This window comes from Streptomyces sp. NPDC002181 (genome assembly GCF_042890485.1).
In the GTDB taxonomy this organism is placed as follows: domain Bacteria; phylum Actinomycetota; class Actinomycetes; order Streptomycetales; family Streptomycetaceae; genus Streptomyces.
Genome location: NZ_JBIASC010000005.1, coordinates 103,765 through 125,192, shown reverse-complemented (window position 1 = coordinate 125,192; position 21,428 = coordinate 103,765). Strand labels below are relative to the sequence as shown.

The window sequence follows — 21,428 nt, the reverse complement described above, 5'->3', positions numbered from 1 at the left end:
GACGGGTGGGCAAAACGGGACGTCAGCGCCCTAGCTGTGACAGAACTTGTCGCGGCCTGTTCGTGATGATTGCTTCCACACCCAGATCAGCGCAGAGCTGAACGTCTTCGGCTTCGTTCACGGTCCATACGTGTACGGAGTGGCCCGCGCCCTGGAGCTTGCGGATGAACCCGGGGTGGTTGCGCACGATCCGCATGCCCGGACCCGCGATCCGCACCCCGGCCGGCAGCCGCCCGTCCCGCATCCGGGGCGAGATGAACTGCATCAGGTACACGGTCGGGATCGTGGGCGCGGACGCCTGCACCCGGTGCAGGGAGCGCGCGGAGAAGCTCATGACGCGGACCGGGTGCGGGCCCTCGGCGGGCGGCGCGTCCAGCCCGAACCGCTTGAGGAGGAAGAGGAGGCGTTCCTCCACCTGTCCGGCCCAGCGGGTCGGGTGCTTCGTCTCGATGGCGAGCTGTACCGGCCGGCCGGCGTCCGAGACCAGTTCCAGCAGGCGCTCCAGCGTGAGCACGGAGGTGCGCTCGGGGTCGGCGTCCCAGTCGGGGGACTCCTCGCGGTCCTTCCACGAACCGAAGTCGAGGGCGGCGAGATCGGCCAGCTCAAGGGCGGAGACGGCGCCGCGGCCGTTGGAGGTGCGGTTGACCCGGCGGTCGTGGACGAGGACCAGATGGCCGTCGGCGGTGAGCCGGACATCGCATTCCAGGGCGTCGGCGCCGTACTCGATGGCCTTGCGGTAGGCGGCCAGGGTGTGCTCGGGGGCATCCTCCGAGGCGCCGCGGTGGGCGACGACCTGGATGGGCGGAAGTGCGTGGGTCACCGGGTCATGGTGCCACCGGTACGGCCCTGGATGTCGGGCTCCGCCGTGCGGATGCGCCCGGAATGCCGGATATAAAGGATGGGGAAGACGCACAGGTCCGGCTTACAGTGCTCTGACGGGTCATGGGGAAGGCTTTTCCCAGGAACTTGTGCGGCACGTCGAACGTTCGGCCGGGCCGAATCGCCAGTTTTTCTGAAGCCGTGTGTGACGAGGAGAAGAGCGCTGTGAGCACCGAGAACGAGGGCACCGCGGCCCCGAAGCCCCCCGCGGCCCCGTCCACACCCCCGGTGGCCGCTCCTGCCCCCGAGACGCCCGCGCACGGCACGGAGCCGACCCAGCAGATCCCGCCGACCCCGGCGGGCCCGGCACCGGCGCAGGCCCCCGGCTACGCCCAGGCTCCCGCGCCGCAGGCCCCGGCCGCGTACGGCGCCGAGGGCTGGCCGCCCCCGCCGCCCGCGGTTCCGGCGTACGGCTCGGGCGGCGGCCACGACGGCGGCACCTGGGGCGCGCCCCCGACCGCCGACGGCATGCCGCCGGCCAAGCCGAAGGGCAAGGGCGGCCTGGTCGCCGCCGTGCTCGTGGCGGCCCTCCTCGCCGGCGGCGTCGGCGGGGGCATCGGCTTCTGGGCCGCCGAGCGCAGCGAGAAGGGCGTCGGCTCGACCACGGTCGCCGCGAGCAACACCCCCAAGGACATCAAGCGGGAGGCCGGCTCGATCGCGGGCCTGGCCGCGGGTGCGCTGCCCAGCGTCGTCACCATCGAGGCCTCGGCCGGCGACGGCGAGGGCGGCACCGGCACCGGCTTCGTCTACGACCAGCAGGGCCACATCCTCACCAACAACCACGTGGTGGCCTCCGCCGCGAACGGCGGCAAGCTTTCCGCGACCTTCTCCGACGGCAAGAAGTACGAGGCGGAGGTCATCGGCCGGGCCCAGGGCTACGACGTGGCCGTGCTCAAGCTGAAGAACCCGCCGTCCGGCCTCAAGCCGCTGCCGCTCGGCGACTCCGACAAGGTCGCGGTCGGTGATGCGACCATCGCGATCGGCGCCCCCTTCGGCCTGTCCAACACGGTCACCACCGGCATCGTCAGTGCCAAGAACCGCCCGGTGGCCTCCGGGGACGCCTCCGGCGGCAAGAACTCCTACATGAGCGCCCTCCAGACCGACGCCTCGATCAACCCGGGCAACTCGGGCGGCCCGCTGCTCGACGGGCGCGGAGCGGTCATCGGCATCAACTCCGCCATCCAGTCGGCCGGCAACGGCGGCTTCGGCGGCGGTCAGGCCGGCTCCATCGGCCTCGGCTTCGCGATCCCGATCAACCAGGCGAAGAACGTCGCCGAGTCCCTGATCAAGACCGGCAAGCCGGTCTACCCGATCATCTCGGTCTCCGTGGACCTCCAGTCCAAGACCGACGGCGCCAAGATCTCCGATCAGGGCGCCCCCGCCAACGACCTGGTCGACCCGAACGGTCCGGCCGGCAAGGCCGGCCTCAAGCCCGGCGACGTCATCACCCAGTTCGGCGACAAGCCGATCGACAGCGGCCCGACCCTCATCAGCGAGATCTGGACGCACAAGCCGGGCGACGTGGTGAAGCTGACCTACCTGCGCGACGGCAAGCCGAACACCGTCGACATCACCCTCGGCTCGCGGGTCGGCGACAAGTAACGACGACCGACGGCCGGACCGGTACCTGACGGACCGGACCACCGGCCGGCCCGATGGGAGGGGCCGTGGGCGCGAATCCGCCTACGGCCCCTCCCAACGTCCGCTTATGCTTCCCTTGTGTTCGATTCGCGGCACATACGCACCTTCCACGAAGTGGTCGCCTCCGGGTCGTACTCGGCGGCCGCCCGCGCCCTGGGGTACACCCAGCCCGCGATCACCCAGCAGATGAAGGCGCTTGAACGCGCCGTCGGCACCCCCCTCTTCACCCGGGTCGGCCGCAAGATGCAGCTCACCGAGGCCGGCGAGTCCATGGCCCGGCACGCCGAGTCCATCCTCGGCAGCCTCTCCGCCGCCGAGGCACAGCTCAAGGCGTACGCGCGCCTGCGCACCGGGCGGGTCCGGCTCTGCGGCTTCCCGAGCGCCAACGTCACCCTGGTCCCCGAGGCCCTGAGCGATCTGGCCAAGGACCATCCGGGCATCCAGGTCGAGCTGTTGGAGGGGGAGCCCCCGGAGTCGCTGCGCCGGCTGGAGCGCGGGGAGTGCGACATCACCCTGGCCTTCACCTATCCCGGGCTGCACGAGGAGATACCGGAGGAGGTCGCCGAGGTGAGACTCATGGAGGACCAGCTGACGGTGCTGCTCCCGACCGGGCACCCGCTGGCCCGGCGGCGGGCCGTGCACCTGGCGGACCTCGCGGAGGAGCGGTGGATCGCCGGTTGTCCGCGCTGCCGGGCCAACCTGCTGCACGAGTGCGCCGAGCTGGGCTTCGTGCCCGACATCCGGTTCGCCACCGACGACAACCTGGTCGTGCAGAGCATGGTCGGACAAGGACTCGGCGTGGCGATGATGCCCGCCCTCGTGCTGCCTTCCCTCTCCCTGAGCAAGGTGTGCGGGCGGCCGCTCCAGCCCGCCGCGCGCCGCCACATCGCCGCGTACGTCTACCGCGACCACCTGCGCATCCCGGCGACCGCCGTGGTCCTCGACGCGCTCAAGCAGGTGGCCGGGAACCGCGTGGGCTGCTGATCACCCGGCCTCACCTCACCTGAATTCATAAGCAGTACTTGGGATTTCAGGTGAGAACTGTCGTTGGACGTGATGGATCGGCGGTCCGACGCTGCTTCCATGACCACCACTACGCCGGCCCGTACGACCGCGAGGATGGCCGCCCTCGTCAGTGAAATCCGTACGGTCGTGGACCGGGGGCTGGCCCCGGACCTGACCGCCTACCTCGTCGGCGAGCGCGTGGCCCCGCACCTGGGCACACCCGACCTGCTCACGCCCGAGCAGCGCGTGGGGGACCCCGACCGGTACCGGCAGCACGTCCTGCACGCCGAGCCTGACGGCAGCTTCTCCGTGGTCGCGCTGGTGTGGCTGCCCGGTCAGGAGACCGCCATCCACGACCACGTCTCCTGGTGCGTGGCCGGGGTGCACGAGGGCGAGGAGAGCGAGCTCCGCTACCGGCTCGCCCCCGCGGCGGGAGACGCCTGCGCCCGGCTGGTGGCGACCGAGCACGTGGTCAACGGTCCCGGCGACGTCTGCGGATTCGCCCCGCCCGGCGATATCCACAAGGTCTACAACTCCTGTCGCACCACGGCGATATCCCTGCACGTATACGGAGCCGATGTCATCCGCCTGGGCAGCAGTGTCCGCCGCGTCTACACGCTCCCCACCGACTGATGGCCCTGCTGAACCGCCCGCTGCGCGGGGCGGAGACCGAAGGTGCCGGGCCTGTTTCACGTGAAACATCCTCGCCTTGGCCCGGGTTGGGGATGGCGGTCGCCGGAGTACTGGTGGCCTGGTGCGCGCACCGGCTGGTGCCCGCGGTCCCCATGCTGACCGCGTCGGTCGTGCTCGGCATCGCGGTGGCCCATCTCCCGGGCGTACGGGACCTCGTACGGGGAGCGGCCCGCCCGGGGCTCTCGCTGGCCGGGCGGCGGCTGATGCGGATCGGCATCGTCCTGCTGGGCCTCGGCCTCGGCCTGGACCAGGTGCTGCGGCTGGGCTGGACCACGGTGGCGATGGTGGCCGGGGTCGTCGCCGCCACCTTCTTCGGCACGCTCTGGCTGGGCCGGAGGCTCGGGCTGCCGGGAGACCAGCCCCTGCTGATCGCCACGGGGTACTCGATCTGCGGGGCCTCGGCCATCGGCGCCGTGAGCCAGGTGTCGGGCAGCGACGAGGAGGACGTGGCCGCCTCGGTGGCGCTGGTGACCCTCTGCGGAACCCTGGCGATCGCGGTCCTCCCGCTCCTCCAGGGCCCGTTGGGGCTCTCGGACCCGGCCTTCGGCCGCTGGGTCGGCGCGAGCGTCCACGACGTCGGCCAGGTGGTGGCCACCGCCCAGACCGCCGGCCCGGGCGCGCTCGGCGAGGCGGTCCTGGTCAAGCTGATGCGGGTGGCCCTGCTGGCTCCGCTGGTGGCGGCGGTGGCCTTCTCCGTACGGGCGCGGCGCCAGGGCGTGCGGATGCCCTCGGGGCGCCGCCCGGCACCGGTCCCGCTGTTCGTGGCCGGGTTCCTGGCCGCTGCCGCGCTGCGCGCCACCGGGGTGCTGCCCGAGGCGGCACTGGACTGGGCGCACACCGCGCAGGAGCTCCTGCTGGTGGCGGCCCTGTTCGGGCTGGGCAGCGCGGTGGACCTCCCCCGGCTGGCCCGGACCGGCGGGCGGGCCGCGGTACTGGGGCTCGGGGCCTGGCTGGTGGTGGCGGGGGTCTCGTACGCGGGCGTGCTGCTGACGATGTGACCGCGGCTCCGTGCCACGGGCAGGAGTTGGCCAATTCCTGGCCGGAACCGACCGAACGTTCAGAGCGTCTCCTGACTTCTCGCGCCGCGCGTGCGAACCTGCCGCCGATCCGCACCGACAGCTCTTCACCCCCACCCTGCCCGTTCCGACGGGACCGGGCACGGCAGAAGGAGTCCTGCGTGAATCGTCATCGCACGGCAGCATCGGTCCTCATGGCGGCGGGCGCCCTGATCGCGGGCGCGCTGACGGCGGCCGCCCCCTCGGCCGCGGCCGACTCCCCGGCCTCGTTCAAGCAGCAGCACGCCCAGGGTTTCTGGACCGCCGAGCGGATGCGCGGCGCCACCCCGCTGGACGTGACGGCAGCGCCCGGGACGGGACGGGCGCCGGTCGCGGCCAACGCGGCCCCCACGGCGATCGCCCCGACGGCGGCCACCGCCGCGGCGGCCTCTCCGGCTTCGTTCCCGCAGGCGGGCGGCGCGTGGACGGGCGGCGGAGCGGTGGTCAAGACCTCGGGCCGGGTCTTCTTCACCTTCGGTGACCGCACTGCGTCCTGCTCCGGCGACTCGATCACCAGCGCCAACGGCAGCACGGTCATCACGGCGGGCCACTGCGTGAAGTACCAGGGCGCCTGGCACACCAACTGGATCTTCGTTCCCGGGTACGAGAACGGGAACGCGCCCTACGGCCAGTGGTCGGCCACCAAGACCTTCGCGACCGACCAGTGGGCCGCCAGCGAGGACATGAACATGGACGTCGGCCTCGCCGTCGTCGCCCCGCTGAACGGGCAGAAGCTCAGCCAGGTCGTCGGCGCCCAGGGGATCCTGTTCAACGGCGGCTACAACAAGAAGATGTACTCGTTCGGGTTCCCGGCGGCCGCGCCGTACGACGGCACCAAGCTGGTCTACTGCAGCGGGAACACCGGCAAGGACTTCCTGCTGACCAAGGACCACAGCCTGGGCTGCAACATGACCGGCGGCTCCAGCGGCGGCCCCTGGTTCCAGGACTTCAACGAGGCCACGGGCCTGGGAACCCAGGTCTCGGTGAACAGCTTCGGCTACACCTTCCTGCCGAACCGGATGTTCGGCCCGTACTTCGGCAACGAGGCGAAGGCCGCCTACGACAAGGCCCAGAATTCCTGACCCGGCCGCCCCCCGCCTGCCGGTACTCTGTACCGGCCAGGTGGGTTGCCCGAGCGGCCTAAGGGAACGGTCTTGAAAACCGTCGTGGCGCGAGTCACCGTGGGTTCAAATCCCACACCCACCGCCAGGTCAGAGAAGTAGCAGGTCAGAGGGCGGGTTCCCCGATACGGGGGGACCCGCCCTCTCTGCTCGGTGCCGGTGTTCGGGTGGCGGCGGCGCGCCGGTCCGGCGGGCTACGCCAGCACCGCCCGCCAGTCGTTGCTCGTGTGCCACTGGCCGGGCGGGTACTCGAACTCGGTCTCGCCGAGCAGTACGAAGCCCGCCTTGCGGCAGACGGCGTTGGACGCCCCGTGGTCGACGGACGGGAAGGCGTGCAGGTGCCGGCGCGTACCGTGCGCCGCCGCATGGGCGATGACCGCGCGGGCCGCCTCCGCGGCGAAGCCGCGTCCCTGGAACTCGGGGAGGATGCCCCAGCCGGTCTCGTAGACCTCCTCGTCCTTCCACACGCGCTCCCAGAAGGCGATGGTGCCCGCGCTCTCGCCGCCCCCGGTGACGATCCGGAACACCCGTCCGGCCCCCGGCTCGCGGGCGCTCAGCGCCAGATACCGCTGATGGCGGTCTCTGAGCTTGGCGTCGGTCTCCGGGCCGCCGAGGTGTTCGGTCATGACGGGCTCGTTCTTGCGCAGCAGGAGCCAGAAGTCGTCTTCTGCCCAGGGCACGAGCCGGAGGGAGGAGGAATCCATGCCGTCACGGTAGGGGTTGGGCCTTCCGAGTGGTGTTTGTCGGAAGATCGGCGCGCGTGGTGGGTGTGCTGCGGTTGCGGTCACATCATGACGAATGTATTCAGATCCGCCCGTCGGAACATCGCGAAGCGAAGGACCTCGTCATGGCTCACCGCATCACCGCCGCCTCGATCTGGACCGCGTTCGTCGCCGTCCTCGTCGCCCTGCTCGCCTCCCTCGGCTTCGGCGCCAAGGCCGCGCCGGCCACCGCCATCGCGGCCACCGGCGCCGGCGCGCCCGTTCCTTCCCGCCGCGCGGCGGCCGCCGTACGGCCGGCCCGGCCGATGGGGCGGCGGAGCTGGCGGGCGATGATGCGGGGCGGTTCGCTCCCGCCGACCATCAAGCAGCGGATCCGTGCCGAGGCGCACGGCAAGGCCCCGTCCGTCCGCCGCTCGACCACCGCCGCCGCGTCCGCCACCGCCGCCGCGTCCGCCACCGCCGCCGCGTCCGCTTCACCCGCCGCGTCCGCTTCAGCCTCCGCCTCAGCCTCCCCTTCCGCCTCCGCCTCCATGGCCAGGGCCGGCTCCGGAGTCGGCCGCGACGGGCTCGACCTGGTCGCGTAGCGCCCGTACGGCATACGGCATCACCCGCTGCGCGGTGGTACGCGCAGGAGGCAGTCCAGAGCGGTAACGGCAGCAGTAGGCGCTGGAGCCCGGTCGGCAGGTCGCGGCCGCGGATCGCGCCGGTGATGTGCCCCGGAGCGGGGCACGGTGGGATGGCCCCGGCGGTTGCCGGGGGCGTGCAGGGGGCGTGAAGCCCGGCATTGCAGGGCCGCAGGCCCGGGAGACGGTGGGGTTCCCGGACGGAGCGGCCCTTTTCGGCATGTCCGGCGCACATGAGTTTGAGGGAACGTTTCATCCCAGTTCTGGTGGTGGTTTCAGCGGTCTCCGACGCGCTGACCTGGGGCGTTGGGGTGCGAATGAGGTTTATCCGATGTTGCTCATGCTTGCGGGGGAATCGTGGGCTCCGGGCTGGTTCGCCGGGGATTCGGTGGGCAACTCTGGTCTCGCGACGTCGTCACCACGCAACGACCGAGGCGGTCGGCCAACTGCCTTGGAGCAAGCCCCACTTCGCTTTTCTGGAGGATCCACACATGGCAAGCATCCGTACCGCCCGCGTCATCGCCGCCGTCGCCGCCCTCCCCCTCGCCGCCTGCCTCTTCGGCGGTGTGGCCTCGGCCGACAACGGCTCCTTCGCGAACGACGGATCGAATGCGAGTGTCGCCAGCATCATCGGCAGCGGTGTCGGCGGGAACAACAGCGGCAATTCGTCCACCTCGCAGCAGGTGGCCACCGGCTCCGGCGCGTCCAACCAGAACAACACCGCGCAGGTCAACGGCTCGGCCTTCACTGCGATCCAGCAGGGCAACGTCGCGGTCAACTTCCACCCCTGGTGGTAGGCGCTCCCCGAGTCCTCTGAGTGTTTGAGGGCGCCCGTGCCACCGGACCGGCTGGGGTCCGGTGGGGCGGGCGCCCTCGCGCGTTCGCGCCCCCGCGCATCGAGTGGGGCCGGCCCTTCCCGGGCTCTCCCGACCTTGACATCCACAGGGAATCTGACGGACAGTCAGGTTCCCTCGATGATGTGATGCCGGGAGGCCAGCGCCGTGCACCTCGCCCCGACCGAAGGCCAGTTGCGGCTCCGCGCCGAACTGCGGGAGTACTTCCACGATCTGCTGCCGGACGGGCCCCCCGAGGACCCCGCCGCGCAGCGCGCGCTACTGCGCCGCATCGGCGCCGACGGACTGCTCGGCCTCGGCTGGCCCGTCGAGTACGGCGGCCAAGGACGCGGTCCCGAAGAGCAATTCGTCTTCTTCGACGAGGCGTACCGGGCCGGAGCCCCCGTCTCCATGGTCACCCTGAACACCGTCGGCCCGACCCTGATGAAGTACGGGACCCCGGAGCAGAAGGACTACTTCCTCCCCCGGATCCTCGGCGGCGAACTGGTCTTCGCCATCGGCTACTCGGAGCCCGAAGCCGGCACCGACCTGGCCTCGCTGCGCACCCGCGCCGTACGCGACGGGGCGGACTGGGTCGTCGACGGGCAGAAGATCTTCACGTCCAACGCCCAGAACGCCGACTGGATCTGGCTCGCCTGCCGCACGGACCCCGAAGCCCCCAAGCACAAGGGCATCTCGATCATCCTGGTGCCCACCGGTGCCCCCGGCTTCGCGTGGACCCCGATCGACACCGTCGGCGGCCTGACGACCACCTCGACGTACTACGACGGGCTCCGCGTCCCCGCCGGCAACCTCGTCGGCCCCGAGCACGGCGGCTGGGGGCTGATCACCAACCAGCTGAACCACGAGCGCGTGGCCCTCGCCGCCATCGGCATGCAGGCCGAGGACTTCTACGCGAGCGCGCTGCGCCACGCCCGCACTCCCGATCCGGTCACCGGCGAACGCCCCGCCGACCGGCCCTGGGTGCAGTCCCGGCTCGCCGAGGCCCACGCCCGGCTGGCCGCCGTACGCCTCCTCAACTGGCGCCTCGTCCAGGAGGTGGGCGGAGGCACCCTGGCCCCCGGTGACGCCAGCGGCGTGAAGTTCCTCGGCACCGAGTCCGCCGTCGAGGTGTACCGGATGTGCCAGGAGGTGGTGGGCGAGGAGGCGCTCGTACGGGGGCCCGGCGCCTTCGCCGGGGGCGAGCTGGAGCGGATGAACCGGGCCGCGCAGATCAACACCTTCGGCGGCGGGGTCAGCGAGGTCCAGCGGGAGATCGTCGCCATGATGCGGCTCGGCATGAAGGGAAGGAAGCGATGACCGCCACGGCGGACCAGGCAGCGGGTGCGGGTGAGGACGCGGACGCGGGCGCGGGCGCGGGAGCGGGTGCCGAGGAGGCCGCCCGGTTCCACGCCCGGCTCCAGGCCTTCGAAGGGCGGCCCGCCGCCACGGCGGGCCAGGGCAAGGACCCCGTCAACCAGCCGATGATCCGGCACTGGTGCGAGGCGATGGGTGATGCCGACCCCGCCTACTCGGGCCCGGACGCCATCGCCCCGCCCACCATGCTCCAGGCCTGGACGATGGGCGGGCTCTCCGGCCACGGCGACCGCTCGTCCGCCTACGACGAGCTCCTCGCCCTGCTCGACGGCGCGGGCTGCACCTCCGTGGTCGCCACCGACTGCGAGCAGGAGTACCTGCGGCCGCTGCGTCCCGGCGACACGGTCACCTACGACGCCGTCATCGAGTCCGTCTCCCCGCGCAAGACGACCAAGCTCGGCACCGGCCACTTCGTGACCACCCGCATGGACGTCCGCGCGGGCGGCGAGCTCGCCGGGACCCACCGCTTCCGGATCCTCAAGTACGCACCCGCCGCCCCCCACGAGAAGAAGCCCGCTGCCCGCCGCCCCCGCCCGGTGGTCAACCGCGACAACCAGGGGTTCTGGGACGGGGTTGCGGAACACAGACTGCTGATCCAGCGCTGCACCGCCTGCGCGACCCTCCGGTTCCCCTGGCTGCCCGGCTGCAACGCCTGCGCGAGCCTGGACTGGGACACCGTCGAGGCCGGCGGCGCCGGCACGGTGTTCAGCTACGTCGTGATGCACCACCCGCCGTTCCCCGCTTTCGACCCGCCCTACGCGGTCGCGCTCGTCGAACTCGCCGAGGGCGTCCGGATGGTCAGCAACATCACCGGAGTCCCGTACGACAAGGTCCGCATCGGGATGCCCGTGCGGCTGGAGTTCCTGCGGGTCGACGAGGACCTGGAACTGCCGGTCTTCCGAGGGAGCGAGGGCTGATGGACTTCCACCCCACCGAGGAGCAGGCCGCCGCGGCCGAACTCGCCGCCCGGATCTTCCGCGATCTCGCCACCCACGAACGCCTCGCCGCGGCCGGCACCGGCAGCGACGCCGAGCTGTGGAAGGCCCTCACTGCCGCCGGTCTGACCGCGGCCGTGGAGGAGATCGGCCTGCTCGGGCTGGTGCTGCTGCTGGAGGAGCAGGGCCGCACCACGGCGCAGGTTCCCTACGCCGCCACCTGCGCGTACGGGATCCTGCCCGTCGCCGCGCACGGCAGCGCCGAGCAGCGCGCCCGGCTGCTGCCCGCACTGGGCTCCGGAGAGGCGGTCGCCACCGGCGCCTTCCCGGCCCGCGGCCGCATCACCGCCTCGCCGGACGGCCGGCTCACCGGTACGGCCCCCGTCGTGCCCTGGCTGCGCGATGCCACGCACGTGCTGCTCCCGGACGCCGACCGGGCCCTGTGGCTCGTACGGACGGACGCACCCGGCGTCGGGACGCCCGAGGTGGAGACCACCGCCCCGTGGTCGGCGGGGTGCCTCACCCTGGCCGGGGCCGAGGCCGAACGGCTCGGGGACCGCCGGGCCTACGAAGAGGTCCTGGCCGCCGCCCGCACCGCCTTCGCCGGCCTCCAGGCGGGCGTGTGCGCCGGCTCCCTGGCCCGCGCGGTCGAGTACACCTCCACCCGCGAGCAGTTCGGCCGGCCGCTCTCCACCAACCAGGGGGTCATGCTGCGCGCGGCCGACGCGTACATGGACACCGAGGCGATCCGGGTCACCGCGTACGAGGCGGCCTGGCGGATCGACGAGGGACTTCCCGCCCGCGAGCACGCCCTGACCGCGGCCTGGTGGGCCTCCGAGGCCGGCAAGCGCGTCGTGCACGCGGGCCAGCACCTCCACGGCGGGATGGGCGCAGACCTGGACCATCCCGTCCACCGGCACTTCCTCTGGGGGCGCCAGCTGGACGCCTACCTCGGCTGCGGCAGCGAGCTGCTGGCCGAGCTGGGCGCGCTCCTGTCCGACCACGCCGCACCCGAGGGGGACGACGCATGAACGTCGGCGACACACTGGCGCCGCTGGAGATACCGGTGACGCGCACGCTGATCGTCGCGGGCGCGATCGCCTCCCGCGACTACCAGGACGTCCACCACGACGCCGCGCTCGCCCGTGAGAAGGGCTCCCCGGACATCTTCATGAACATCCTGACCACCAACGGCCTGGTCGGCCGGTACATCACCGACCGCCTCGGGCCGGGCACGGTGCTGCGCAAGGTGGCCATCCGGCTCGGCGCCCCCAACTACCCCGGCGACACGATGGTTCTGACCGGCACCGTGGCCGCCGTCGACGGGGACCGGGTGGAGATCCGGGTCCTCGGCGCCAACTCCATCGGACACCACGTCACCGGCACGGTCACCGCCACCGTCACGGCGGAGGTGGCGGCATGAGCGTCCTGCACCGCGACACGCTCGGCGGGCGCGCCGCCATCGCCGGCATCGGCGCGACCGAGTTCTCCAAGGACTCCGGCCGCAGCGAGCTGAGGCTCGCCGTCGAAGCCGTGCAGGCCGCCCTCGACGACGCCGGGCTGACCCCCGCCGACGTCGACGGCATGGTCACCTTCACCATGGACACCAGCCCCGAGATCACCGTGGCCCAAGCGGCCGGGATCGGGGACCTCTCCTTCTTCTCCCGGATCCACTACGGCGGTGGCGCGGCCTGTGCCACCGTGCAGCAGGCCGCCCTCGCCGTCGCCACCGGGGTCGCGGACGTCGTGGTCTGTTACCGCGCCTTCAACGAACGCTCCGGCCGGCGCTTCGGCTCCGGCGTCCAGCAGCGCGAGGCCTCGGCGGAGGGCGCGGCGCTCGGCTGGTCGTTGCCCTGGGGACTGCTCACCCCGGCCTCCTGGGTGGCCATGACCGCCCAGCGCTACCTGCACGCCTACAACCTGACCCCCGAGGCCTTCGGCCATGTCGCGGTCACCGACCGGCGGCACGCCGCCAACAATCCCGCCGCCTACTTCCACGGGAAGCCCATCACCCTCGCCGATCACGCCGCCTCGCGCTGGATCGTCGAACCGCTGCGACTGCTGGACTGCTGCCAGGAGACGGACGGCGGCCAGGCGCTGATCGTCACCAGCACCGAGCGAGCCCGGGACCTGCGCCACGCGCCCGCCGTGATCACGGCGGCCGCACAGGGCGCCGGCCGCCGTCAGGAGGGAATGACCTCCTTCTACCGCGACGACCTCACCGGCCTGGCGGAGATGGACGTGGTCGCCCGCCAGCTGTGGCGGACCAGCGGACTGCGCCCCTCGGACATCGACGTCGGCATCCTCTACGACCATTTCACCCCGTTCGTCCTGATGCAGCTGGAGGAGTTCGGCTTCTGCAAGCCCGGTGAGGCCGCCGACTTCGTCGCCGCGGACGCCCTCCCGCTCAACACCCACGGCGGCCAGCTCGGGGAGGCGTACCTGCACGGCATGAACGGCATCGCCGAGGCCGTTCGCCAGCTGCGCGGCACCTCCGTGAACCAGGTGGCCGGAGCCGCCCGCGCCCTGGTCACGGCAGGGACCGGGGTACCCACGTCGGGCCTGATCCTCGGCGCCGACGGCTGAGTCCCGAGCCGTCGACCGGTTCGCCGCCCGTCCTGCGGACCGCCCGGAGCCCGCCCCGCCTCCTCCACCTTCAGGAGGTGGGGCGGGCCCCACCCCTACAACCTGAGATGGACCCCGCTTCGGCACCTGCGGCCGATCCCAGGCCCGGCCCGCGCTTCTAGCGTGGAGCCATGACCACGCCTGTGTGCACGCTCGCCTCGAACCCGACGCCGTACCCGTCGTTCTCGGCGTACGTCCGGACCCGCGGCTCGGTCCTGATGCGCACCGCACGCTCGCTCACCGCCAACCCGTGCGACGCCGAGGACCTCCTCCAGACGGCCCTCGCCAAAACGTACGTCGCCTGGGACCGCATCGAGGACCACCGCGCCCTCGACGGGTATGTCCGCCGGGCCCTGGTCAACACCCGCACCTCGCAGTGGCGCAAGCGCAAGGTCGACGAGTTCGCCTGCGACGAGCTGCCGGAGCCCGAGGAGACGCCCGCGTCCGACCCCGCCGAGGCGCAGGCGCTGCGCGACGCGATGTGGCGGGCGGTGACCCGGCTTCCCGACCGGCAGCGCGCGATGGTCGTCCTGCGCTACTACGAGGACCTGAGCGAGGCACAGACCGCCGAGCTGCTCGGGGTCTCGATCGGCACGGTCAAGAGCGCCGTCTCGCGCGCCCTGGTCAAGCTCCGTGAGGACCCGGAGCTCACCCCCGTCCGCTGAACACGCCCACGTTTCACGTGAAACATCGGCGTTTCACGTGAAACGTCCGCGATGAGTTGCCGTGTTTGTACTTCCGGGTAGTGACATGCCGACCGGTACGTGCGCAGAATCGGCTGCATCCGTAGCCGCCGCAGCGCCGCAGCGCTCACCGGGAGGACGCTTTGCTGAGCACCATGCAGGACGTACCGCTCCTCGTCACCCGCATACTCCAGCACGGGATGACGATCCACGGTAAGTCCCAGGTCACGACCTGGACCGGGGAGGCCGAGCCGCACCGCCGCAGCTTTGCCGAGATCGGTACCCGCGCCACCCGCCTCGCCAACGCCCTGCGCGACGAACTGGGCGTACAGCAGGACGACCGGGTGGCCACCCTGATGTGGAACAACGCGGAGCACGTCGAGGCGTACTTCGCGATCCCCTCCATGGGCGCCGTGCTCCACACCCTCAACCTCCGCCTGCCTCCCGAGCAGCTGGTCTTCATCGTGAACCACGCGGTCGACCGGGTCGTGCTCGTCAACGGAACCCTGCTGCCGCTCCTGGTCCCGCTGCTGCCGCACCTGCCGACCGTCGAGCACGTGGTCGTCTCCGGCATCGGCGACCGCTCCGGCCTCGAAGCCCTCGCGCAGGAGCGCGGCCTGCGCGTCCACGACTACGAGGAGCTGATCGCGGACCGCGCGTCCTCGTACGACTGGCCGGAGCTGGACGAGCGCCAGGCCGCCGCCATGTGCTACACTTCCGGCACCACCGGCGACCCCAAGGGCGTCGTCTACTCCCACCGCTCCATCTACCTGCACTCCATGCAGGTCAACATGGCCGAGTCGATGGGCCTGACCGACAAGGACACCAGCCTCGTCGTGGTCCCGCAGTTCCACGTCAACGCCTGGGGCCTGCCGCACGCGGTGTTCATGACCGGCATCAATCTGCTGATGCCGGACCGGTTCCTCCAGCCCGCCCCGCTCGCCGAGATGATCGAGCGGGAGAAGCCCACGCACGCCGCGGCCGTCCCCACCATCTGGCAGGGGCTGCTCGCCGAGGTCACCGCCAACCCGCGCGACCTGACCTCGATGAAGCAGGTCACCATCGGCGGCGCGGCCTGTCCGCCCTCCCTGATGGAGGCCTACGACAAGCTCGGCGTCCGCCTCTGCCACGCCTGGGGCATGACCGAGACCTCCCCGCTGGGCACCATGGCGCACCCGCCGGCCGGCCTGAGCGTCGAGGAGGAGTGGCCGTACCGGATCACCCAGGGCCGCTTCCCGGCGGGCGTCGAACCGCGCCTGGTGGGCCCCGGGGGCGACATCCTGCCCTGGGACGGAGAGTCGGCGGGCGAGCTTGAGGTACGCGGCACCTGGATCGCGGGCTCGTACTACGGCGGAGCGGCCGGCGAACCGCTGCGCCCCGAGGACAAGTTCAGCGCGGACGGCTGGCTCAAGACCGGTGACGTCGGAGTGATCAGCCCCGACGGGTTCCTCACGCTGACCGACCGCGCCAAGGACGTCATCAAGTCCGGCGGCGAGTGGATCTCCAGTGTGGAGCTGGAGAACGCGCTGATGGCGCACCCCGAGGTCGCCGAGGCGGCGGTCGTCGCCGTCCCGGACGACAAGTGGGGCGAGCGCCCGCTGGCCACCGTCGTCCTCAAGGAGGGCGCGACCGTGGACTACGCGGGGCTGCGCGTCTTCCTCGGCCAGTCCATCGCCAAGTGGCAGCTGCCCGAGCGCTGGACGACCGTCGCGGCCGTCCCGAAGACCAGCGTCGGCAAGTTCGACAAGAAGGTGATCCGGAAGCAGTACGCGGACGGCGAGCTGGTCGTCACCCGGATCGGCTGAAGCCCGAAGGCCTGATGCTCAGCCCTGGCCGCCCTTGGTCAGCCAGGGCCGCAGCAGCCTGCTGACGGCCGGCATCGCCAGGTAGGTCATCAGCGTGCTGAAGACGACGGCGAAAGCGGCCGTCCGCAGCACGAAGTGCAGGTTCACCAGGTACGGCCCGAGCACCGCGTTGCCGACGAGCGAGATCGGGAAGATGGCCAGCCCCGAGCTGATCGCCATCTTCCAGCGCGGCGGCGCGGGCCGGGTCGTACCCGGCTTGGCGAACCAGGTCTCCATGCCGTGCAGTTCCCGCCGGGCTATCTCGGTGTGGTGGTGGCCCAGGCAGTTGGAGAACCACTGGGCCCGCTCGGCGGAGTCCTGCCAGCGCTGGAAGGCCTCGTGGTCGCGGAAGCGGTGAACCAGGAACCACGGCCCGCCGTTCGCCGCCGGACGGAACAGCCCGTACCCCAGGTGCCCGGGAAAGGTCGCGGCCGTCTCCAGGATGCCGTGGGCCCAGGCCTCGAACGCCTCCTCGTGGCCCGGCTCCACCTGTCGGGCGATCAGCAGGTTCACCTCCCCGTTGTCGGCGGGGACGGTCTGCTCGCTCGTGTCGATGATGGCCATCGGGCCAGGATGACTAGTTCGTTCCGATCTTGGCCAGCAGGTCCACGATGCGGCCCTGGACGTCCGCCGTGGTCGACCGCTCGGCGAGGAAGAGCACGCTCTCCCCGGAGGCCAGCCGCGGCAGTTCGGCGGGGTCGATCCCGGTGGTCGTGTAGACGACCAGCGGGGTCCGGTTCAGCTGCCCGTTGGCGCGCAGCCAGTCCACGATGCCGGCCCGCCGGCGCCGGACCTGCATGAGGTCCATGACCACCAGGTTGGGCCGCATCCGCGTCGCCAGCTCCACGGCGTCGGTGTCCGCGCCCGCCCGTGCGACCTGGAGGCCGCGTCGTTCCAGGGCGGCCGTCAGCGCCGTCGCGATCGCGTCCTGCTCCTCGATCAGCAGCACCCGGGAGGGGTGCTGCTCGCTGTCGCGCGCCGCGAGCGCCTTGAGCAGGACGGCCGGGTCGGCCCCGTACGCCGCCTCGCGGGTGGCGTGCCCCAGCCCGGCCGTGACCAGTACGGGGACCTCGGCGGCCACCGCGGCCTGGCGCAGGGACTGCAGGGCGGTCCGGGTGATCGGCCCGGTCAGCGGGTCCACGAACAGCGCGGCGGGGAACGCGGCGATCTGCGCGTCCACCTCCTCGCGGGAGTGAACGATCACCGGGCGGTAGCCGCGGTCGCTGAGCGCCTGCTGGGTCTGCACATCGGGCGCCGGCCACACGAGCAGGCGGCGCGGGTTGTCCAGGGGCTCCGGAGGCAGCTCGTCGTCGACCGGCAGCGGTACGGGCCGGTTGACGACCTCGACGGCGCCCCCGGGCCCGTCCAGCGGCTCGGGGCCCTCGGCGGCGCCCGCCTCGGGGGCTCCTATCGCGAACGCCCGGCCCTGGGGCGCGGGCTCGGCGAGCCGGCGCCGGCGGCCGGAGCCGCCCGTACCGCCCGCGCCGTTGGTGGATCCGGAGTCGACCGAGATGCCCTGGCCGAGAGTGCCGAGGGCGCGCACGCTGATCGGCTGCGCGGCCTCCGCCGGGGTGTCCTGCGGCTGCCGGGCGCCGGGCACGGCCACCGGGCCGGCGGCGTCCTCGTCCTCGGGAGCGGTCCGGGCGGCCGGGACGGGCCAGGCGGGGGTGGCGGGCAGCGCACGACGCCGGCCGGTCGGCGGTACGGGTTCCTCGGCGGCCGGAGCCGGCTGCGCGGCGGGAGCCGCGGGCTCGGCGGCGGGCGCACCCAGGACCCGGCGCCCACGCCGCCCCGCCGGGGTCTCGCCCTCGGCCTCACCGGGCGCGGGGACCGGGCCGGTCATGGCGGGGTTCTGCGCGGGGTTCTGCGCGGGGGACGGCTCGGGAGCCGCCGGGGTCGGGCCGGCGGGCAGTGCGAAGCCGCCCTCGGGGGCGATGGGCCGTACGGGGGCCTGCGGGGCTGCGGCCTGAGCCGGGCCCAGGCCGGTCGCGGGCACGGGGCCGCCGGGCTGCGGCGCCGCGGAGGTACCCAGCGCGCGCCGCCGGCCGGCGGGATGCTCGCTCACCGGAACCGGCGGTACGGCGGGCACCGGAGGTACGGGCGTCACCGGCGTGCCCTGCTGCACCGGGGGCACACCGGGACCCGGACCGGGCGGCGGCCCCTGCGGCACCGGCGGGAGCGCGGGCATGGCGGTGCCCTGCGGGGGCACGGGACGGCCGGGGCCGCCTTCGCCGCTGCCGTCACCGTCCCGGCCGCGCCGGCGCCCGGTGCCCAGGCCCGCCGGGTTCACCGGGGACTGCGCGAGCTCGGGGCTCGCGGCGTCGACGGCACCGGCCTCGCCCGCCCGCCGCCGCCCGGAGGGGAGCGCCAGCGCGCTCCCGCCCTCGGCGGCGCCGTTCGCCTTGGCCTCCTCGGCCGAGTCCTCCAGGAAGGCGTCCACCCCGCGCCGGGCACGCCGGCCGGCGGGGTTCTTGCCCGCGCCCTCGGCGGCCGCCGGCTCCTTCGCGGGCTCCGGCTTCGGCTCCGGCAGCGTCACCGTTCCGGCTCCGGCGCCGAGCGGCAGCTCCAGCACGTACGCACCGCCGGGCGCGCCCGGCACCTCCACCGTCTGCAGCACGCCGCCGTGCGCGGCCACGACACCCCGCACGATCGGCTCGTGCACCGGGTTGCCGCCCTCGTACGGCCCGCGCACCTCGATCCGTACGACGTCGCCCCGCTGCGCGGCGGCCACGACGATCGTCGAATCGCCGTAACCGCTGCCCTGGGGGGTCTTGCCGGTGGCGTCCACCCCGGCGACGTCCGCGACCAGGTGCGCGAGGGCGCCGGCGATCCGCTCGGCGTCCACCTCGGCCTCGATGGTCGGTGCGTGGACGGCGAACTGCACGCGGCCCGGGCCGATCAGCTCGACCGCGCCGTCGATGCCGGCCGCGACGACCCCGTCGATCAGGACCTTCTTCTTCCTGAGCTTCTCGGTGCCCGCGTCGAGCCGCTGGAAGCCGAGCACGTTGTCGACGAGCGCGGTCATCCGGGAGTACCCGGCGGCCAGGTGGTGCAGCAGCTGGTTGGCCTCGGGCCACAGCTGCCCCGCGTCGTCGGCGGCCAGCGTGGCCAGTTCCCCGCGCAGCTCCTCCAGCGGCCCGCGCAGGGAATCGCCGAGGACGGCCAGCAGCTGGGCGTGCCGGGCGGCCAGCGCGTCGTAGGGACGCCGGTCGGTGAACGTCATGACGGCGCCGACGAGCAGCTCCCCGTCCCGTACGGGCGAGGTGGTCAGGTCGACGGAGACCGGCTGCCCGGCCTTGTTCCACAGCACTTGGCCGCGGACCCGGTGCTTGCGGCCGCTGCGCAAGGTGTCGGCGAGCGGGGACTCCTCGAACGGGAACGGCGAGCCGTCGGCGCGCGAGTGCTGGATCAGCCCGTGCAGCTCGCGGTTGCCGAGATCGGTGGCGCGGTACCCGAGGATCTGGGCCGCGGCCGGGTTGACGAGCACGACCCGCCCGTCGGTGTCCGTACCGACGACGCCCTCGGCGGCGGCGCGCAGGATCATCTCGGTCTGCCGCTGCGAGCGGGCCAGCTCGGCCTCGGTGTCCACGGTCTCGGAGAGGTCGCGCACGACGAGCATCAGCAGCTCGTCACCGGTGTACGCGGGCTGCGGCTCGCGGTAGGCGTCGCGGCCGTCGAGGTGGGCGGCGGTGACCTCGACGGGGAACTCGGTGCCGTCGGTGCGGCGCGCGACCATCCGCTTGGGCTTGGCCCGGCCGCCCTCGTCCTCGCCGGGCCGGCGCATGGAGCCGGGGATCAGCTTGGAGTCGAACTCGGGGAGGAGGTCCAGTACGCCGCGGCCGACGAGGCCGGTGCCGGGACTCTCCATGACCTCAAGGGCGATCGAATTCGCGTTGACGACCGTGCCGTTGGCGTTGACGAGCAACAGCGCGTCCGGAAGAGCGTCGAGTATTGCTGCGAGGCGAGCAGCGCCTCGGGATGGCCTGCTGCTCACGACGAGCTTCCTCCCTGACCACAACTACCGGCATGTCACGGGAGGAGTCTAAGGGCACGGCCCCGGCCTGAGGTGGCGGATGTTCGGTGGATACCGTGCATCCTTCGCATCCTCCCAGGTCAGGAGCGCCCACCCGGAAGCACAGGTTCCAGGTTGTTCCAGCGGGCGATCTCGCATCCGTTGGTCCGCCGGAACGTCGCGTCCACCTTGCGGCCTTGCCAGGTTCCGGTGATGTGGGCGGTGGCCGGACCTCCGTCCTGCATGGTGCAGATCTGCCGCTTGGAGGCCGGGGCGAAGGGGTCCTTGCCCTGGTTCGCGAGGACGCCGAGGCGCTCGCAGGCCCGCTCGGCCTCGGGGTGGTTCCCGCCGACGGGGTCGCACTCCAGCAGGTACTCGCCGTTCGCCCGGGGGTTGCCGGTGGCGGACACGGCGATGGTGAGGCGGTCGGGTGCGGCCAGCAGTCGGCTCAGCGGCGCCAGCGGGGGCAGGGGCCCGGCTGCCGTGGCCGCCGAGGCGGCCAGGGCGGAGGTGACGGCGAAGGCGGCGAGACGCAGCATGGGGCACTCCAGGTCGTCCGTACGTCGTACGCCTGACCAACGACGTGCGCCCGCCGACGTTGCGGACGCACGGGAGAGCGGACGCACGGGAGTGCGGATATACGGCAAGGGCGCGTGCCGGGCGGCTTAAGGCTTTGCTCTGGCGGCGGCTGTCCTTGTACCGTGGGAGCGGATTGGTGAGCGGCCGGGTGGCTGTGTCATCATCTGCACGCACCCTCCTACGCGGGGGTGTGCTGGAGGCGTCGCCTAGTCCGGTCTATGGCGCCGCACTGCTAATGCGGTTTGGGTCTTAAAGCCCATCGAGGGTTCAAATCCCTCCGCCTCCGCACCTGCCGAAGCCCCGGTCCTGACGGACCGGGGCTTCGGTGCGTTCCGGGGTCTTGCTTTTGACGCGTTCCGGCCAGGCCGACCACCACCCCAACCCCGCCCCGGCGTCGGTGCGAACCGCTTCGGATGATCTTCGTCTGAAGCATTTCCGCAGGTCAGGGCCGGTTTGGCTAATGGATTTCGCGTCCCGCCGAGGTCCATGTATTGTTGTTCTCGCAAGGCCAACGGGGCGCAAAACCCCGAGAAGCCCAAGCACTCGTAGCTTAACGGATAGAGCATCTGACTACGGATCAGAAGGTTGCAGGTTCGAATCCTGCCGAGTGCACAGCCTGAGAGGCCCCCCGGTTCGCCGGGGGGCCTCTTGCGTTGCCCGGGTCCTTCTTGGAGGGGAGGAGGGCCTCGGGGTTGTCCGGGGGTCGGGGTCGGTCCTGCGGGGGATGATCGCCGGTCCGGGGGTGGATACGGTCCTTGAAGACGGTTCGCAGCGGGTCGGGCCGCGAGAGAGGGGACTGTC

Annotated in this window: 19 protein-coding genes and 3 tRNA genes; 17 read left to right on the top strand and 5 right to left on the bottom strand. The window is 72.4% G+C overall.

Annotation, left to right across the window (positions count from 1 at the left end):
* Positions 1–22: 22 nt before the first annotated feature.
* Positions 23–820: a glycerophosphodiester phosphodiesterase gene (locus ACFYXV_RS15605; protein ID WP_385463783.1), complete on the bottom strand. Its 798-nt coding sequence runs from the start codon at positions 818–820 to the stop codon at positions 23–25.
* Between the two features lie 224 nt (positions 821–1,044).
* On the opposite strand from ACFYXV_RS15605, the gene ACFYXV_RS15600 reads away from it, so the two are divergent.
* From ACFYXV_RS15600 to ACFYXV_RS15575, 6 genes are all read left to right on the top strand, one after another.
* A complete protein-coding gene (locus ACFYXV_RS15600) occupies positions 1,045–2,481 on the top strand; it encodes a S1C family serine protease (RefSeq protein WP_389383136.1) in 1,437 nt (478 codons plus the stop codon).
* Positions 2,482–2,598: 117 nt separating this feature from the next.
* Entirely contained in the window at positions 2,599–3,504 is a 906-nt protein-coding gene (locus tag ACFYXV_RS15595) for a LysR family transcriptional regulator (protein ID WP_389383135.1), read from the top strand.
* 99 nt (positions 3,505–3,603) lie between these two features.
* A complete protein-coding gene (locus ACFYXV_RS15590; protein WP_385463793.1) occupies positions 3,604–4,158 on the top strand; it encodes a cysteine dioxygenase in 555 nt (184 codons plus the stop codon).
* Positions 4,158–5,216: a YeiH family protein gene (locus tag ACFYXV_RS15585; protein WP_389383134.1), complete on the top strand. Its 1,059-nt coding sequence runs from the start codon at positions 4,158–4,160 to the stop codon at positions 5,214–5,216. The genes ACFYXV_RS15590 and ACFYXV_RS15585 overlap by 1 nt, the downstream gene beginning before the upstream one ends.
* Before the next feature lie 179 nt (positions 5,217–5,395).
* Positions 5,396–6,355 carry a trypsin-like serine peptidase gene (locus tag ACFYXV_RS15580; protein WP_389383133.1) on the top strand — a complete coding sequence of 320 codons (960 nt, stop codon included), beginning with the start codon at positions 5,396–5,398 and terminating at the stop codon, positions 6,353–6,355.
* A 39-nt stretch (positions 6,356–6,394) separates the two neighbouring features.
* Positions 6,395–6,482 (top strand) — tRNA-Ser (locus ACFYXV_RS15575).
* Positions 6,483–6,588: 106 nt separating this feature from the next.
* On the opposite strand, the gene ACFYXV_RS15570 is transcribed toward ACFYXV_RS15575, so the two are convergent.
* Positions 6,589–7,098: a GNAT family N-acetyltransferase gene (locus ACFYXV_RS15570; protein ID WP_389383132.1), complete on the bottom strand. Its 510-nt coding sequence runs from the start codon at positions 7,096–7,098 to the stop codon at positions 6,589–6,591.
* Between the two features lie 143 nt (positions 7,099–7,241).
* Between ACFYXV_RS15570 and ACFYXV_RS15565 the strand changes: the two genes are divergently transcribed.
* From ACFYXV_RS15565 to ACFYXV_RS15525, 9 genes are all read left to right on the top strand, one after another.
* Entirely contained in the window at positions 7,242–7,700 is a 459-nt protein-coding gene (locus ACFYXV_RS15565) for a DUF6344 domain-containing protein (protein ID WP_389383131.1), read from the top strand.
* A 530-nt stretch (positions 7,701–8,230) separates the two neighbouring features.
* Complete coding sequence (locus ACFYXV_RS15560; protein WP_383336804.1) at positions 8,231–8,536, top strand: hypothetical protein; 306 nt, start codon at positions 8,231–8,233, stop codon at positions 8,534–8,536.
* Positions 8,537–8,740: 204 nt separating this feature from the next.
* On the top strand, positions 8,741–9,892 hold the full coding sequence (locus tag ACFYXV_RS15555; protein ID WP_389383130.1) for an acyl-CoA dehydrogenase family protein: 1,152 nt from the start codon (positions 8,741–8,743) through the stop codon (positions 9,890–9,892).
* Positions 9,889–10,866, top strand: coding sequence for a bifunctional MaoC family dehydratase N-terminal/OB-fold nucleic acid binding domain-containing protein (locus ACFYXV_RS15550; RefSeq protein ID WP_389383129.1), 978 nt, complete (start codon positions 9,889–9,891; stop codon positions 10,864–10,866). The genes ACFYXV_RS15555 and ACFYXV_RS15550 overlap by 4 nt, the downstream gene beginning before the upstream one ends.
* Complete coding sequence (locus tag ACFYXV_RS15545; RefSeq protein WP_385463815.1) at positions 10,866–11,915, top strand: acyl-CoA dehydrogenase family protein; 1,050 nt, start codon at positions 10,866–10,868, stop codon at positions 11,913–11,915. Before ACFYXV_RS15550 ends, ACFYXV_RS15545 begins: the two co-directional genes overlap by 1 nt.
* Positions 11,912–12,307, top strand: a complete 396-nt coding sequence (locus ACFYXV_RS15540; RefSeq protein WP_385463818.1) for an acyl dehydratase — start codon at positions 11,912–11,914, stop codon at positions 12,305–12,307. The genes ACFYXV_RS15545 and ACFYXV_RS15540 overlap by 4 nt, the downstream gene beginning before the upstream one ends.
* Positions 12,304–13,470 carry a lipid-transfer protein gene (locus ACFYXV_RS15535; protein WP_383497730.1) on the top strand — a complete coding sequence of 389 codons (1,167 nt, stop codon included), beginning with the start codon at positions 12,304–12,306 and terminating at the stop codon, positions 13,468–13,470. Before ACFYXV_RS15540 ends, ACFYXV_RS15535 begins: the two co-directional genes overlap by 4 nt.
* Before the next feature lie 170 nt (positions 13,471–13,640).
* Complete coding sequence (locus tag ACFYXV_RS15530; RefSeq protein ID WP_030153345.1) at positions 13,641–14,174, top strand: SigE family RNA polymerase sigma factor; 534 nt, start codon at positions 13,641–13,643, stop codon at positions 14,172–14,174.
* Between the two features lie 161 nt (positions 14,175–14,335).
* A complete protein-coding gene (locus tag ACFYXV_RS15525) occupies positions 14,336–15,997 on the top strand; it encodes a long-chain fatty acid--CoA ligase (protein ID WP_389383127.1) in 1,662 nt (553 codons plus the stop codon).
* A gap of 18 nt (positions 15,998–16,015) precedes the next feature.
* On the opposite strand, the gene ACFYXV_RS15520 is transcribed toward ACFYXV_RS15525, so the two are convergent.
* The 3 genes from ACFYXV_RS15520 to ACFYXV_RS15510 all read right to left on the bottom strand — a co-directional run bounded on the left by ACFYXV_RS15520 (position 16,016) and on the right by ACFYXV_RS15510 (position 20,587).
* Positions 16,016–16,600: an antibiotic biosynthesis monooxygenase gene (locus ACFYXV_RS15520; protein WP_389383125.1), complete on the bottom strand. Its 585-nt coding sequence runs from the start codon at positions 16,598–16,600 to the stop codon at positions 16,016–16,018.
* 13 nt (positions 16,601–16,613) lie between these two features.
* Complete coding sequence (locus tag ACFYXV_RS15515; protein WP_389383123.1) at positions 16,614–20,030, bottom strand: PAS domain-containing protein; 3,417 nt, start codon at positions 20,028–20,030, stop codon at positions 16,614–16,616.
* Positions 20,031–20,149: 119 nt separating this feature from the next.
* Positions 20,150–20,587, bottom strand: coding sequence for an SSI family serine proteinase inhibitor (locus tag ACFYXV_RS15510; protein WP_389383122.1), 438 nt, complete (start codon positions 20,585–20,587; stop codon positions 20,150–20,152).
* Between the two features lie 235 nt (positions 20,588–20,822).
* Here ACFYXV_RS15510 and ACFYXV_RS15505 point away from each other — a divergent pair.
* Positions 20,823–20,913: transfer RNA gene (locus tag ACFYXV_RS15505), tRNA-Ser, on the top strand.
* A gap of 253 nt (positions 20,914–21,166) precedes the next feature.
* Positions 21,167–21,239: transfer RNA gene (locus tag ACFYXV_RS15500), tRNA-Arg, on the top strand.
* The last annotated feature ends 189 nt before the right edge of the window (positions 21,240–21,428 follow it).